The organism is Panacibacter microcysteis (genome assembly GCF_015831355.1).
Lineage (GTDB): Bacteria > Bacteroidota > Bacteroidia > Chitinophagales > Chitinophagaceae > Panacibacter > Panacibacter microcysteis.
In genome coordinates this window covers 1,379,897-1,395,955 of the sequence record NZ_JADWYR010000002.1, presented here as the reverse complement: position 1 = coordinate 1,395,955, position 16,059 = coordinate 1,379,897, and the positions used below count along the sequence as shown (strand labels likewise).

The 16,059-nt window shown below is 42.8% G+C and carries 14 protein-coding genes and 1 tRNA gene; 4 read left to right on the top strand and 11 right to left on the bottom strand.

Translation table 11 applies throughout. The features are described from left to right. The first annotated feature begins 42 nt into the window (after positions 1-42). Positions 43-1,953, top strand: a complete 1,911-nt coding sequence (locus tag I5907_RS17705; RefSeq protein ID WP_196992132.1) for a hybrid sensor histidine kinase/response regulator — start codon at positions 43-45, stop codon at positions 1,951-1,953. Positions 1,954-2,886: 933 nt separating this feature from the next. Here the strand turns inward: I5907_RS17705 and I5907_RS17700 are convergent. The 4 genes from I5907_RS17700 to I5907_RS17685 form a co-directional block, all read right to left on the bottom strand. After that, positions 2,887-3,576: a hypothetical protein gene (locus I5907_RS17700; RefSeq protein ID WP_196992131.1), complete on the bottom strand. Its 690-nt coding sequence runs from the start codon at positions 3,574-3,576 to the stop codon at positions 2,887-2,889. A gap of 10 nt (positions 3,577-3,586) precedes the next feature. Further along, positions 3,587-4,081 (bottom strand): RNA polymerase sigma factor, encoded by a 495-nt coding sequence (locus I5907_RS17695; RefSeq protein ID WP_196992130.1) that lies wholly within the window; start codon positions 4,079-4,081, stop codon positions 3,587-3,589. A 12-nt stretch (positions 4,082-4,093) separates the two neighbouring features. Then, positions 4,094-4,960, bottom strand: coding sequence for an alpha/beta hydrolase (locus tag I5907_RS17690; protein WP_196992129.1), 867 nt, complete (start codon positions 4,958-4,960; stop codon positions 4,094-4,096). Between the two features lie 809 nt (positions 4,961-5,769). After that, a complete protein-coding gene (locus tag I5907_RS17685; protein ID WP_196992128.1) occupies positions 5,770-7,083 on the bottom strand; it encodes a Gfo/Idh/MocA family protein in 1,314 nt (437 codons plus the stop codon). Positions 7,084-7,486: 403 nt separating this feature from the next. Between I5907_RS17685 and I5907_RS17680 the strand changes: the two genes are divergently transcribed. Continuing rightward, positions 7,487-7,897 (top strand): hypothetical protein, encoded by a 411-nt coding sequence (locus I5907_RS17680; protein ID WP_196992127.1) that lies wholly within the window; start codon positions 7,487-7,489, stop codon positions 7,895-7,897. Positions 7,898-8,188: 291 nt separating this feature from the next. Then, positions 8,189-8,902 carry an SDR family oxidoreductase gene (locus I5907_RS17675; protein ID WP_196992126.1) on the top strand — a complete coding sequence of 238 codons (714 nt, stop codon included), beginning with the start codon at positions 8,189-8,191 and terminating at the stop codon, positions 8,900-8,902. A 282-nt stretch (positions 8,903-9,184) separates the two neighbouring features. Here I5907_RS17675 and I5907_RS17670 read toward each other — a convergent pair whose 3' ends face one another. Together I5907_RS17670 and I5907_RS17665 are read right to left on the bottom strand one after the other, a co-directional pair. Beyond that, positions 9,185-9,901 carry a GAF domain-containing protein gene (locus I5907_RS17670; RefSeq protein WP_196992125.1) on the bottom strand — a complete coding sequence of 239 codons (717 nt, stop codon included), beginning with the start codon at positions 9,899-9,901 and terminating at the stop codon, positions 9,185-9,187. A gap of 148 nt (positions 9,902-10,049) precedes the next feature. Continuing rightward, positions 10,050-11,297, bottom strand: a complete 1,248-nt coding sequence (locus I5907_RS17665; RefSeq protein ID WP_196992124.1) for an arsenic transporter — start codon at positions 11,295-11,297, stop codon at positions 10,050-10,052. An 819-nt stretch (positions 11,298-12,116) separates the two neighbouring features. Between I5907_RS17665 and I5907_RS17660 the strand changes: the two genes are divergently transcribed. Then, entirely contained in the window at positions 12,117-12,311 is a 195-nt protein-coding gene (locus I5907_RS17660) for a hypothetical protein (RefSeq protein ID WP_196992123.1), read from the top strand. A gap of 329 nt (positions 12,312-12,640) precedes the next feature. Here I5907_RS17660 and I5907_RS17655 read toward each other — a convergent pair. The 5 genes from I5907_RS17655 to I5907_RS17635 all read right to left on the bottom strand — a co-directional run bounded on the left by I5907_RS17655 (position 12,641) and on the right by I5907_RS17635 (position 15,963). Then, a tRNA-Pro gene (locus I5907_RS17655) sits at positions 12,641-12,714 on the bottom strand. A gap of 206 nt (positions 12,715-12,920) precedes the next feature. Next, positions 12,921-13,715 (bottom strand): TPM domain-containing protein, encoded by a 795-nt coding sequence (locus I5907_RS17650; RefSeq protein ID WP_196992122.1) that lies wholly within the window; start codon positions 13,713-13,715, stop codon positions 12,921-12,923. A gap of 40 nt (positions 13,716-13,755) precedes the next feature. Beyond that, positions 13,756-14,217, bottom strand: coding sequence for a TPM domain-containing protein (locus tag I5907_RS17645; protein ID WP_196992121.1), 462 nt, complete (start codon positions 14,215-14,217; stop codon positions 13,756-13,758). 15 nt (positions 14,218-14,232) lie between these two features. After that, positions 14,233-14,826 (bottom strand): LemA family protein, encoded by a 594-nt coding sequence (locus I5907_RS17640; RefSeq protein WP_196992120.1) that lies wholly within the window; start codon positions 14,824-14,826, stop codon positions 14,233-14,235. A 96-nt stretch (positions 14,827-14,922) separates the two neighbouring features. Beyond that, positions 14,923-15,963, bottom strand: a complete 1,041-nt coding sequence (locus I5907_RS17635; protein WP_196992119.1) for a DUF6807 domain-containing protein — start codon at positions 15,961-15,963, stop codon at positions 14,923-14,925. Positions 15,964-16,059 lie beyond the last annotated feature (96 nt).

Genomic DNA, 16,059 nt, shown 5'->3' with positions numbered 1-16,059 from the left:
GACTTGCAAATACTGGAGACTTGATGTTCGTTACAAAAACTGATGCCTGTATTAAAGGGGGAGATATTTACTGATGTTTTTGTAATAAGCAGACCCCATATCGAAGCGCATACATTTGAGAATTTGAAATCGTCTCTTACAAATGTTGTAATTATAGAATGTGTAAGTCAAAGCAATATTAAACTCCGTGGACAATTCGAGTATGTTCCTGCACAACACGCGTTGTACTTTCTCGGCTCTCCCTGGTTTCAGAATATTGAAGACGTAATAGCCAATAATCTGACTTTACATGATTTTGCATGCCATGACCCCCTCATAGATCTTTTGCATTTGTTGAAAACACAGGATATAACGAATGAAGATCTGAAATACCTGCTGAAAAAGATTAACATTCAGAAAAAGGAAATCGAATACAGCGCTAACAGACTTTCTACCCTGATAACAAACCTGCATGCCGGCGTTCTTTTGGAAAACGAACAACGGACTATCGCATTAATAAATAAAAAGTTTTGTGATCTTTTTGAAATACCTGCAGAGCCTCATGCCCTCATTGGCGCTGACTGTTCTTCTGCTGTTGAACAGTCCAAGCATCTTTTCAAGGAACCTGCTGCTTTTGTAAATCGTATAGAAAAAGTGTTAGAAGAGAAAGTTTTAGTAGTAGGAGATATACTTGAATTATGTGACGGGAAACATTTGGAAAGAGATTTTATTCCTATCTACGGGGAAGATGGATATATCGGTCATTTGTGGATATATACAGACATTTCAGAAAGGGTAAATGCTGAAATGGCATTGAAAAAAGCGAACCAGGCTACGGAGGATCTTGCGAAAGCAAAACAAAATTTTCTTGCAAACATGAGCCATGAAATTCGTACACCCATGAATGCAATCATTGGAATGGCTAAACAATTGAGTAAATCAACTTTAAATCCAACCCAGAAAATTTTCCTTGACACGATCAATACTGCTGCCGACAATCTGCTCGTGATAATTAATGACATACTTGATATTTCAAAAATTGAAGCAGGAAAACTAACAATCGAGAAGATAAATTTTGATGTTAGAGATGTTGTTGGAAAGGCTATTGATGTGCTTAATTATAAAGCAGAAGAAAAAGGATTGAAATTAACCTGTAGCTATTTTGATAACAGCATAGACAGCGTTTTAATTGGTGATCCGTTTCGTTTAAACCAGGTGCTGTTAAATATCATTTCAAATGCTGTAAAATTCACTGCTGTTGGTTCAATAAAAGTCAGTTGCAGTCTACAAACTGAGGACAGCAATGAGCAGTTAATCTGTATAACCGTAACTGATACAGGTATAGGTATGGATGAAGCGTTTCTTGATAATTTTTTTACAAAATTTAGCCAGGAAGATAATTCTATGACGAGGCGCTTTGGGGGAACGGGGCTGGGTACCAATATATGTAAACAATTGGTGGAATTAATGGGCGGAAGCATTGATGTGAAAAGTAAAAAAGGGGTAGGAACAAGTGTGTCTTTTACGTTCAAGGGGTACAAGACTTCCTCCGAATCGTTGGTTGTAAAAGAAGAATGTATATATGATAAAGCATTAATCAGAAATAAAAAGATTCTTGTTGTTGATGATAACGAAATGAATCGAATGCTTGTCTCAATATTATTACAAGACTATGGTGCAAAAGTTACTGAAGCGCAGGATGGTAAAGAGGCTGTTAAAGCAATTTCGGATAATGAGTTTGATCTTGTGCTAATGGATGGGCAGATGCCGGAAATGGATGGAATTACCGCAACTAAAATAATAAGGGATCAAATCAATAAAGATTTGCCGGTTATAGCGTTAACTGCATTTGCAATAAAGGGAGATGAATTAAAATTCCTGGAAGCCGGTATGAACGATTATGTTTCAAAGCCAATAGATGAACCACTTTTTATTAACACTATTTGTCGTTGGCTCGGAAACAGAACTGTTTAATGGATCTTGTACACAAAGCACCACGTAGTTTACTGACTTCCTCCTGCAAAATCAAACATATTCGTTAAAAAGTCTCTTTAGTTACGCAACCATTCCGGCGGGAAAGGAGATATTGCCGGTTAAACAGTTTACTAAGGCTCACAGTCGAATGTTTGAGTACAAAGACAATTTACCAGACCCCCAAATGGTCTAAGTATGTAAACCTGTTCACTGGCGCAAGTATGCAGCCAGGCATTTTGTAGCGAAGCGTACTTGTGCCAAAGAAGTAAACAAGGCACAAGTGCACCAATACACATTAACCACTTCACTGGCGCAAGTATGCAGCTAAGCTTTGCAGCGCAGTGTACTTGTGCCATAGCACTAAACTATTATCAAGGCACAAGTACGCCAACACACATTAACCACCCCTGCATACTTGCGCCAGTATCAACATCATGCAGCATAAACAACCAACCGTACAAGTGAGTGACACAATAGGCGATGCTATGAAATACTATAGCCCGCTACTTAAATAATTTTTCTCTATTGGTCGATGTCTGTAACAATTTTACCATTCCGGCGGGTGGGGACACACCGCCGGTAGAACTTCAACTGCACACCTACGGTCTATCGGTTGGTGTCCCCCAAATAGTCTAAGTATGTAAACCTATTCACTGGCGCAAGTATGCAGCCAGGCTTTTTGTAGCGTAGCGTACTTGTGCCATAGCACTAAACTATTATCAAGGCACAAGTACACCAACACACACTAACCACCCCTGCATACTTGCGCCAGTATCAACATCATGCAGCATAAACAACCAACTGTACAAGTAAGTGACACAACAGGCGTACATCAGTGCTTCAAAAGCCGACAAAAAAATGTAAAATAAACTTGTACCGGAGGGTATACAATAGACTGCACTGGTTTCATCATTCTTAAAAAGAGATACAGATTCAGTTTTCTTTTCTCAAGCCCTGCAACTCTTCCATGAACTGGGCCGCTCTATAAACATTCTTGCTACTTACGCCGCGAATGATTGTCTTTACCCAGGGTTTGTGCATGTTGGCGGGCTTTACCTGCTGGTAAAACCAGGCACCTGCGGGTACGAGAATGATACACACGATACATTCTACCATCCACCATTTACCTTTTGTATACGTGATAATGTCTAATCCATCAAAGTAATTCAATTGTAAATCGATCATCGCTTTCATAACTACCACGGGAAAGGACAGGAAGACAGGAATGCTGAGTAGCGAAAGCCTTGGGTAATGCAGTACGTGTGTATTCAGTTCTGCCAGTGCTGTTTGTTTGCTCATTATGTCAGTACAACGGTCTACCTTCCGTATGGCTTTTATTTGCTGTATGCAGTTCACGGTTAAGTAAACATAAAACAACAACAATACAAGTGCAGAGGCGGCGTAGGGCAGATCGGATATATGATACACAAAGAAAATAAGCAAGCCTGCAATAAATAGTACATGAAAAACCAATACGATTTTATTTTGCAGCAGTAGGGGCTTAAGCATCGAGTGTATTTTCTGTGATTTGATTTTATCAAGCAACGGCGTATTTAGTTTTGCTGACTTTTCCAGTGTTGCTTCCTGGTTTTGCCACATTGATTTTAAAGTATCGAATTCCATGATTCCTTATTTAATAATTTGAAAACTTCGTTTTGAGATTTGCCTTTATACGGCTGATTTTTGTTGCCACATTGGTTTCGGAAATGCCGGTGATCTCTGCTATCTCATGATAACTTTTATCATCCAGGTACAATAGCATAATTGACTTATCGATTTCTTTCAGCTCAAAAATGAATTGCTGTAATAACAAAAGATTTCCTTCGAGTTCTTTGTTATAACCTTCTTCGCTAAAGACGATCAGGTTTTCGTCGTAAGGCGTGTATTGCAGCGAACGTTTTTCTTTACGATAATAAGAGATGGCCACGTTCAATGCTACCCGGTATAACCACGTAGAAAATTTATGGTCCGGGGTGTAGTTGGCAAATGCCTTCCAGAGATTGTATACTATTTCCTGCGAAAGGTCTTCTTTATCATCCTTTGCCTGGCAATAAGCATTACATATTTTGATGAGAATACCTTTATGTTGCTCGAGCAACAGTAGAAATGTTTGTTTGTTCTTTGTCATTGCCTGGTCTTTTTACCTGGATGCCATAAGAGAATAAAAAGTCCTTAATGTACGGGTACAGGTGAGCGGTACTACAGATAAATGCGTCTCGTCGTCAAATATTTTGTAGTTCAGTTTTATACCGGGTAAGTTAGCAATTATCACCTTCTCAAAAGCATCGACAGGTTTTATCATGAAATCACCTTCCAGTTTTCCCGCTGATAGAAAGACCCGGGCATCAATGGTTGAATCTGCGGCAGTGGTTGCGGCAAATTGTTTTGCCATTTCACCCTGGCGCCACCAGAGTGACGGACTGTTGATGGAATACCTGTGAAACAATGCAGGTTTTTGCAGTAGACAATAAGCGGAGAAAAGTCCACCCAGCGAATGACCATACAATCCTTTATCAGCATTGGTTTTATAGTGCTGTTCTACCCATGGCAGTATTTGTTTTTCCAACGTTTGCAGGAAGGCGGTTGCTCCGCCAGAGGGTACAACAGCGGTTTTCATAAACCTGGCAATCGCGGTATCGGCGGCCGGATCGGAGGAAGGGGTGTAATCATAATACCGGTTAGCGAGCCATTGTTCGTAAGAGGTATTAACGCCATCAATGGTAACAATTATTAGCTGCTGCAACTCAGGCGCCATAGAAAATAAGTCTATGGTTGACTGGAACAGACTAGTAGAATAGTTTCCGTCGAGCACATAAAGTACCGGATAGGCTACAGTATCTGATGCAGTGTATTTTGCCGGCAGAAGTACTTTTAATTGGTACTGTTTTTTGTTATAGTCGGATACGAGCTTATGCGTATCGCTACTTGCAGACTGAGCTGCAGCATATACTGTAGGAATGTATAAGCAGGTAAGCAAAAGCATTAAACGGGTGGTAATCTTTTTCATTTGTATGTGCGTTTACAATTAAATAATGGTTGCAGTAATTACTGATAAGGTTAATCGCAGGACTTAAAAAAAATCACAGTCTTTTGCATTTTTTTTTCGCGGAGTTTTCGTTGGTTTAAGCATGTTTAGTTGAAATAAAAAGCCCGTGCAGGAATAACGGCGTGACTTTGTGTGTAAGTGTCCTGTGGGGTATAGCTAGCCTGTAGGGCAAAATTTACCTGTGGTGCATAGACGACTAATTGTACGCTGCCCCAAATGGTCTAAGTATGTAAACCTGTTCACTGGCGCAAGTATGCAGCTAAGCTTTGCAGCGCAGTGTACTTGTGCCATAGCACTAAACTATTATCAAGGCACAAGTACGCCAACACACATTAACCACCCCTGCATACTTGCGCCAGTATCAACATCATGCAGCATAAACAACCAACCGTACAAGTGAGTGACACAACAGGCGATGCTATGAAATACTATAGCCCGCTACTTAAATAATTTTTCTCTATTGGTCGGTGTCTGTAACAATTTTACCATTCCGGCGGTGTGTCCACACCCGCCGGTAAATCATTGCAGACATGTCAAAACATTACAGACTCACACAGTCGCATGTTAGAGACCAACATCTAAGTATTACTTGTCTTTAACTTTGATCCCACTATCATAAGCTATTGCATAAATAACTGAACGCACAAATAAAAATCCGCCGCGAAACCGATAAATCGGAACGCTACAGTCGCCATAAAAGCGGAACGTACAAGTGAGTGACACAACAGGCGATGCCATGAAAAACTACAGCCGGAAAACAGGTAAAGCTACTACACCACCGGTTCCCAGCCTTTTTCGTAAGTACGGCGCCAGAGTTTCATCGCGTCTTCATTGTGCAGAATGTGCCCGTTTGATGGATCGCAGTTGAGCAGGCCGCCGCTGCGTTGTGCAATATTGGCGAGGTGACAAAGCAACACCGATTTGCTTCCTTCATTTACAGGTGAAGTAAGTTTTGCATTGCCACGAATTGCATCAACAAAATTCTGAAAATGGTAAAGATCTAAATTGCCTGTTGAGCTTACGAGATTGTTGGCCTCTGCTTTTACATTGGTGGAAACATCGCTTACCAGTTTGTTCTTTGTATCATAAATTTTATACGCGCCACCACCATCATTTACGAGTGTGCCTGCATCACCATAAATAATAAAGCCACGGCTTTGGCCTTCTACGGGGTAATTGTTGCAACTTCTGCCTTCCCATGTTATGGCCTTATCATTACCAAACTCGAAGTTTGCAACCTGTGTGTCTGTTGTTTGCCAGTCATCTTTGAATGCATATCGTCCACCAGCTGATGTAACTTTTGTTGGGTAATCAACGCCTAAAAACCAGCGGCAGCAATCAATTTCATGCGTGCCGTTGTTGCAGCTTTCACCGGTGCCCCAATGCCAGAACCAGTGCCAGTTGTAATGCACAATATTGTCTTTGTAAGCTGTGCGTGGTGCAGGGCCCTGCCACAGGTCCCAGTCTAATGTTGCGGGTACGGGAACAACTTTTCCTGTACCGATTGATGCGCGGTTATTGGTGTACCATGCTTTTGCAAAATACACTTTGCCAATAGCGCCTGCCTTTACCTGTTTTACTGCTTCGATGAGGGTAGGCATGGAGCGGCGCTGGTTGCCCATTTGTATATGCATGCCATACTTTTCATATGCTTTGGAAATAAGTTCTCCTTCGTAAGGGTTTTGTCCGCAAGGTTTTTCTACATACACATGTTTGCCACTTTGCACACCGAGTATAGATGCAGGCGCATGCCAATGGTCAGGCGCTGCGATCAATAATGCATCGAAATCTTTTTGTTTTACCAAGGCACGGATGTCTTTTACGACACGCGGTTTTCGTGGTGCTTCTTTTAATGCATCGAGACCGTTTTTGATGGCGCCATCTTCCACATCGCATATATAAGCGACCTCTGTATTTTCCAATGATGCAAATGATTTAGCGAGGTAATTGCCACGACTGTTGACACCCATAACTGCGAGTACCACCTTATTACTTGGGGCATCTTTGCCAAAGACGGGAAAATTAAGAATGGTAATACCCGCTGCTGCGGCTGATGTGTTCCTGAGAAAATTTCGTCTGTTCATAGTTGCAAGCTTGTGTACTAAAGATAGCAGAATTTGCCATTCAGCAACATGTATACGCAGGCTAAGTGATTGATTCTCGTGCCACATGATTGGTATTGTAAAACATTCATGTGATCATTGTTGTTTTACACGCACACTTGTTATAATAATTTGAGACGGTAACAGCGGGCAGCAGCAAGAATGGTGAAAATCGGAAAAAGCTTTACCCAACCGATATTTATAAAACCTGTTTATGTAGAGGAAATGCTGCATTTATCATGTTGCAGTGCCCATAGAGTCCTGCAGACAGGCTGATACTGCTGTGGCATGATATTTTGTTTTTATTAATCTGTTGTTTACGGGGTACAGCTTGCTGTACCATGGAGTGCTACAACAATGGACATTTTTAACACCGCATAACATTATGGAGCTGACAGATCAATTGGTAAGGCTGTTTATACTTCCGCTGGCTATTGCCTGCATTAGCTGGACTGTAACGCATGAACAGATATTCCTGGAGCCGAGAACCTGGTGCCAGGATTGCAGTAAAAATGCGAAGACATTATTGGTAAGAAAATTCTTCTACCTGTTTACATGCGAGTATTGTTTTAGTCATTACGTGACCGCGCTAATACTTTTTATTACAAAATTCCAGCTTTTGTATACCGGCTGGAGAGGTTACATCATTGCAGGTTTTGCCCTGGTTTGGATCGCTAATGTGTACATGAGTTTATACAACCTGGTAAGAACAGATCTTAAAAAGGAAAACCTGGAAGCAGAACTTAAAAGCGAGGAGAAAAAAGCTATAAAGCGTACAAACGAGCAGGCTCTTTAAGCCGTGTTAATGCAGTTTTGATGGCAGAGACCAGATCAGTGATGACTGTGTTTGTATGCGCTGTTGGAACCGGCGCTGCTGCGCAATGAAAAGAAAGTACAAGTGTGCGACGCAACGGAAGCTGAGCAGGATTACCACAGCCCGGTTACAAAAATTGCTTTATGTTTTCTGCATGATGGAAGTAAACGCCTGAGTTATTATTGCTTTGCAGATGTGCCTGCAAACGCAGGCATCTTAGCGCATTATTTTTGACTGTTGCATGCTGACGTAATTGGTAAACAAACAATAGATATGAATACATTACAAGGAAAGGTAGCCTATATTACTGGTGGTAGTAAAGGCATTGGTTATGGTATTGCAAAAGCATTGCTGGATAGTGGTATGAATGTGGCCATCACGAGCCGCAGCATAGAAACTGCACAGCAGGCAGCAAAAAGCTTAGGCAGTGGAACGAAGGTACTGGCACTGCGGTCTGAAGTTAATTCCCTGGAGGACGAACAAAAGGCCATTGATGCAACCATTGCACATTTCGGGCAATTGGATGTGGTAATTGCCAACGCTGGCATCGGTCATTTTGCGCCTATACAAGACATGACGGAAGCGCAGTGGAAAGAAACCATTGACACCAATCTTACAGGCGTGTTTAATACGGTTAAATCCGGCATAGAGGCATTGAAAGCATCAAAGGGTTACATAATCACCATTGCAAGCCTTGCCGGCACTAATTTTTTTGCCAACGGCGCGGCCTACAACGCCAGTAAATTCGGACTGGTTGGATTTTCGCAGGCCATTATGATGGACTTAAGACAATTTGGTATAAAGGTAACTACGATTATGCCGGGCTCTGTGGCTACGAACTTTGGTGGTCACACGCCAGGCAATGAAGATACTTGGAAGATACAGCCCGAGGACATAGGAGAGATGGTTGTAGATCTCCTGAAGATGCACCCCAGAACGCTGCCGAGCAAAATTGAAGTAAGACCATCAATGCCCGGTAAATCTTAGCGTTTTCCATGTATATAGATTTTCTCTCTTTTTGGGAAATTTGTCCTGAAATGGGATTTTTATATAGTTTTTAATGTATAAATGTTTGAAAAACAATGGGTTAGATACGCGGCACATATTTGGCTAACAAATAGTTGCTCGTGTATCCCTATCCTATGGAGTGCAATGAGCATATGATCCGGGGAGCCTTCCCCGGGTTTTTTATTGTTAGTTGATGGCATTGCAGAAGAGCCCGGCTGCTTGAGACTGGCAACAATTTATTTAAAGTCCCGGAGTGTTACATTACATGTTGAGGAAAGCTTCTAACAAGCTGATCCGCGTTTTTACATTTTCAAACAGGTGCTGCCTGCTTTCTGTGCCGGCACCCGGTGTACGTTCGAGCGTAGCGATGTCATTTTGTATTGCTTTCACCATTGGTATCACCTGTGTATCAAACTGGTCAACACGCTGCTGCAATTCTTCATTGCGTTCTTCCAACAGCTTTTGCAATACTGTCATTGTCTTTGTTGCACGCCTCAATTCCAGTAAGCTTACCACGTGGCCCGATAGAATTTTAAGCGCCGCAAGCTGGTTTTCTGAAAGCGTGCGGGTTTTGTTGTCTATTACACAAAGAGAACCTAACGGGAATCCGTCTTTGTTTACGAGTGGCACCCCGGCATAAAAAATTACGTGCGGATCGCCTTCTACCAGCGGGTTGCCCGAGAAACGTTCATCTGCCCTGGAATCGGGCACAATCAGTATTGCTGAAGGGTCTAAAATGGCGTGTGAGCAAAAAGCATAATCTTTTGGTGTTTCGCGTACTGACAAACCGTGGTTTGATTTAAACCACTGCCTTTTGTCGTCGATAAAGCTGATCAGTGAAATGGGTGTACTGCAGATGGTTGAGGCGAGTAAGGTAATGTCATTGTATTCTTTCTCAGGCAGCGAATCCAGTATATCGTAGCTGTGTAATGCTGCCAGTCTTTCTTCATCATTTCCCGGTAAATCTGCAACCCTCATTGTGTTTGTTGATTTTGACAATGTTACAGAAAAATGCTGTAGCACTGAAATTCGAGCCTGGTTATTGGAATGTGGCATTAAAATATGCATGCCCGGTGTGCGTTCATGGCTGCGCCGGTACTGCCGGAATCTAACCTGCACCTATACATTAAATCCAAAGCGTGGCCAAAGTTGCCAGCAGGGCAGGAAGCATTACCACCAGGCCTGTTTTCAAAAACTGCCAGGCGCTTATGTCTTCGCCTTCACGTCTTAGCACGATCAGCCAGAGTATGGTGGCCAATGAACCCGTGACAGACAAATTGGGGCCAAGGTCTACACCAATAAGCACCGATCGCTGAATGATTTCCGGAACCGCTGCTGCCTGCACTGCATTGCCTGCTATCAGGCCGCTGGGCAGGTTGTTCATGATATTGCTGATGAAAGCTATGCCCAATCCACTCAACCATGTTGTTGCACCTGCAGACTCCCGTGAATTGTGGGTGAGCCAGTTTTCAGCAAATGCCAGCACGCCTGTTTTGGTAAGGCCTTCTACTATAACAAACAATCCCGCCACCATGGGTAATACAGCCCAGGAAACCTGGCGTATGATACTGGCAGGTTGCAAACCACAGCCCGTTGTAACCACGACGAAAATAAGAAGGCCGGTTATAGCCGTAGGTAAACCGAGCGCTATATCTAATGCAGAACAGATTGTCAAAACCAGGGCGGAGAGGAGGATGCCTGTTCCGGCCAGTTTACCTGCCGGGGAAAGTGCGGGGATTGAAATATTTGTTTCAATGCTGCCAGCCAGTGATTTGCGTTGTGTATAATATAGCGCTAGATAAGTGATAAGGATTGATACCAGTGAAGGAATGGTGTATTGTCTCAGCCACGATAGCAGGGGTGGCAGCTTATCGCCATATATTACAAGATTTGCAGGATTGGAAATAGGTAAAACAAATGATGCGGCATTTGCTATAAAAGCACAGATCAACAGGTAGGGAAGCACGTTTTTTACATTGGCTGCTTTGGCTGCTGCAAATACAGCCGGCGTTAATACCACAGCGGTTGCGTCGTTAGATAAAAACGTTGTTGTCGCAATGCCTACAACATATACGAGCAAAAAGAGTTTCCGGGGCGAGCCTTTGGAGAAGGAAACGGCAAGTGTGGCCAGCCAGGCAAACAATTTTGCTTCTCTGGCAACCTCTGCCATCAACATCATGCCTGCCAGGAACAGGTATACGTCCAGGCCTTTTGTTACGCCGTCTAGTGCATCTACGGGTGTTATGAGCCGGAATATAACCAGCAACGCAGCACCTGCTACTGCCCAGTAAGCTTCAGACAATTTAAACGGGCGGATGATAATCAGGAAAATAACCAGCAAGGCAATAATCCATATAAAAATATTCGGTGTCATAAGTTCTTCTGTTAACCATTCTGTTTAATATTTCCAGCCATTCAGTTCATGCCCGTCCTGTTCATTTCCGCATGTATCATGATGAGCTTATGTATCTCATTCATCTTTGAACGATATACAGTTCATTCTCCAAAGCAAAACAGGTACCAATGCAAAGATCCCGGACCAAACCACGCCGGCAAAACGAAATAACTGTGAGCAACAGTAATATAAAAATGATTTTTTTCGACTGTTTCTCATTAATCCGAAGGGTATAAAAAGAGCAAACGTAACAGATAAAATACCAAATAAAGATGCAAACAGATGAAACAGGGCTGGCATATGTTCTGCATAAATCTGGTAAGGTTGCGAAATGCCGGCCATTTTGTGTAAAACGCATTGCAGGTTGTAACGCTATCGGTTTGTTGTTTTTCCAATCTGGATAAAATGATCATCGTGATGTTAAAGGTTGCGATAATTTTTACTGAATGCCGTATGCATGATTTGTTTTTCAGCAGTAGTATTTTATGGCATCGTCCGTTGTGTCACTCACTTGTACGTTCCGTTCTTTACGCGGCTGCAGTCCGCGGCTCGGCATTACAACAAAGTATCAACCTCTTTAATTGCCTGATTGGATACGGCAGGGACATAAAAAACACTTATTGTACTCATCAACATTGTGAACATCATGTTATAGCAATATGATAAATGATTGTTAACGATGCACATATATATAAAGTTGATGGATGTTAACAACGATAAATTATCGGGCACAGCGTACACGTTTGGCACAGTTGTTGGATTTTAAGGTTTGTATTTTTAAATCAAAAAAAGTTAACCATGAAAAAATTACTATTTGCAGGCATGTTGCTTATTACAGGTGCAGCATTTGCTATATCATCAGATAAGGGTACTACAGGCGATTTTTCTCAGTACGCATTCAATAACATTAAGGACACTGTGCCACAGGATACGTCTGATACAACGCATAAACCAGACTCTATTTTCCTGGCAAATATTCTTGACCAGCAGTAAATACTTTTAGAATGCTTCATTACTGAAATCATTTAGGTTAACGATGAAGCATTTAGTGAAGCCACCTTGCAAAAGGTGGCTTTTTGTTTTTGTGGGGCGATACAGTATTTAGATATATACAGTCCGCCTTTCAATTAATTTATCGCTATCTCATAACATTGCAGTCTTGTTGTTTCTGTAAAGCCCAATTTATTGGAGTATACGAGGTTGGTTACAATATTTTCACCACTGCCAGCATTTTCTTCACAGCTTTATTACTGCATGTTTTGAAGCGCATAAAAAAGCCTGCGATGGTTATGCAGGCTTGACAATTGTTTTTCATAAGCTTGTCGGGATGACTGGATTCGAACCAGCGGCCTCTTCGTCCCGAACGAAGCGCGCTACCGGGCTGCGCTACATCCCGAAATTTTGTATGACAAAAATATCTAGTCAGACATATTTTTCAAAACACATTATGCCGGCAGGTATTTTTCTGCGTGACTGTGCCCTGGGCTGTTGCATGAGGAACAGAAAGTACAAGAGTGCGACGCAACAATAGCTGCATTGAAATACAAAAGCCGGGCTCATAAAGATTCCCGGCTTTGTTATTTACGTGTTTTATAAGACATTTTACCATCCGCCACTGGCACCGCCGCCGCCGCTGCTGCCACCGCCAAAGCCACCGAAGCCGCCACCGCCGCCGCTCCAGCCGCCACCGCCACCACCACCCCAGCCACCGCCACTGCGGCCACCGCCGCCCAGGTTGCTGAAGATAAGCGGCCACAATACGCTGGAGTAACCTCTGCGGCTCATCATGCCACCGCCACGGCCACCACCGCCACCGCGGCTCACGATCATGATGACAACAAAAAGTATTACAAAAAACAGGATGGCACCGCCTATGCCTCCGCCGTCATCTGCAGGGCGTTTGCGTTTTTCACTGTATTCACCAACAGCGGCTTTGCTTAAGGAAGTTACCGCTTCATCAAACGCACGATAATAATCACCTTTCTTGATGTTGGGAATGATGTCGTCTTCAATAATGTGTTTGGAAGTAATATCGGGGATGGCACCTTCCAGGCCATAACCTACTTCTATACGCACCCGTCTTTCATTGGGTGCTACCAGTATAAGCACACCATTGTTATTCTTGGTGCCGCCAATACCCCAGGAGCGGAAGAGTTTGTTGGCATAATCTGCCACATCGTAACCCTGGAGGTCTGGAACCGTAACAATTGCTATCTGGTTAGATGAGTTATTGTCGAGGTCTACGAGTCGTTGTTCCAGTATTTCCCGCTGCTCGGGTGATAGTACGCCTGCAACATCGTTTACCAGCCGTGGCGGGTTGGGTTTTGGCAGCAGATCCTGCGTAAACCCTGCAAACGTTGCAACGAGGAAGGAGAGGAGTAATAATATTTTTTTCATCTTATAAATAAGTCCCGCCTTGCGACAGGACTTTGTTGATTTATTTTCCAAAAACTATCTCGTCCGGCAATTCATTTTTATCTGTATGCGGGTCGTACGGAAAGTGTGCGTGCAGTACTTCGCCGATTTCTGTTACAACGGTGGCAATGCCTGCGGCGTAATTTGCTTTGTTGAAGTGTGTAAGCATATGTTTTACTTCTTCCGTCCAGAAACTGTCGCCTGCTTTTTTATAAATGCCTTCATCTGCAAAAATGGCCAGCTGCTTATCTTTCATAGCTACATACACCAGTACACCGTTGTGCAGATCGGTAGCATTCATCTTAAGATTATAAAAGATCTCTGCCGCCCGGTCTATAGGGTCTACATAACTGCAATGGCTTTCGATATAGACACGCACCTCACCGCTGGTATGGCGTTCTGCCTGCTGTATGGCGGTGTGTATGTGTTCCTTTTCTGCTTCAGAAAAGAAATTGACTGCTTTTTTGCGAAATAGTGCAAACATGTGCTGGTGCTGGTATTATTTAATGTTGAACTGTATGTCCGGCGCTTTTTCGCTGCCTGCATCTGATTTGTAGAAAGGCTTCTCTTTAAAACCGAAAATACCGGCAAACAAACTGGTTGGTAACTGTTTTACCTTAAGGTTATAAGATTCTACAGCTTTGTTGTAATCCTGCCGCGCAATATTGATGCGGTTTTCGGTGCCTTCTATCTGGGTTTGAAAATCGCGGAATGCAGTCGTTGTCTTAAGATCAGGATAAGCTTCTGCTACGGCCATTAACCGGCTGAATGCACCCTGCAACTGGCCCTGTGCCTGCTGGAACTTTGCCAGTGATTCAGGATCATCAATATCGACCGTTACGCTCGTAGCCCTGGCACGTGCCTCGAGTACTTCTTTCAGGGTAGACTTTTCAAAGTTTGCTGAACCTTCGATTGTCTTAATAACACTGTTGTACAAATCTGTACGGCGCTGGTAGTTGGTTTCTACGTTACTCCATACTTTTTTTACATTCTGGTCGCTGCCAACAAGACCATTGTACATATTGCATCCGCAACCACCTAAGATTACCAGTAGTGCTACAACAACTATTAAACCTAAACTTTTCGTTTTCATGTGCGATGTTTGTTTTATTTAAATATAATCAATCAACAGATACTTTAAAAATACAACCTGAAAGCATAAAATAATCTGACTGCAATCATTTCATCTTTAGTAGAGTTTTGCAAATGCAGCAGCCATTTTATCAATGTTGTCATTTGTTAGTCGCGTGCCTGCAGCATTTATTACAATCCTGTACCTGAATCTTGTTCTTTCTTCTTTTTTCAACGCAAAGTTGAGTGTTTCTTTGCCGTTGCTAAATACTTTTTGCCCGAGCGGGTTAGCTGCAAACAGGCCATAACCCCTGGCATGCCAGTAAGTAGGGTAGCCAACATTTTTCGGGTGATCTATGATTGCAATACTAATACTGTCGCTGCCTTTTTTGCCATATAGTAAACACCAGTTTGCCCGTGTGCCCCATGCTGCGTTGCCTTCCTTGCCTGCACCCGTAAGATAATTGCCAGATGCAAGTGTGTCGGTGGCTGCATTTACTTTGGTTACAATGCCGTTGGCATCGGCATATTCACGGTCTTCTTTCGACGGCAGCTCCAGTTCATGCGCCACACGCAACCCCAGAAATCCATCTTTGATGTCTGGCATCGATACTTCTTTCAATGCAATCAGCGTTGTTATCCGATCAATAATAATGGCATTGTTTTCCTGTAAAAAAATAAAAGTGGTCAACTCTTTCAGCAGGGAGTCTCCACTGCTGTCCAGCCAGTTCGCTTCGTAGGTAAGTTGCCCCTCCCTGCCGCTTTTGCTGTTTACGATGCGCGTAGTTTTTATGCGCCCATACCGGTTCTTTTTGTCTGCAGGAATTGCATAAGAATTATTCCAGAAGTCAAGCCCGTTCACGTTTTCATAGTTCAGCCACAAGCCAATATGGTGGGGATGGTCAACCGGGTCACCGGCCCTTGTCGCAAGCGGGAAACCGCGGGTGATTACTTCGCCGTTTGGTGCATAGACCGGGTAAAGAAATGGTTTCTCCAGGCTGTCAGGAAAATTGAATACCGTAAAAAGTTTACCATCTACACTAACAGTAACCTGTTGTTTATTTTTTACCGGGGCAACTTTTATATGCTGTGCCTTTGTAAAAAACGGAAGTATAAGCAGGCAGATAATAAAGAAAAAATTATACGTTATGCTTTTCATGTGCTACCGGTTTACGTTATCATTAAATGTATAACTTTAATCGCTTTCAGGATGTTGGCAAAACAGTTTTACAGCGGCAATGATACTCAGTTATGC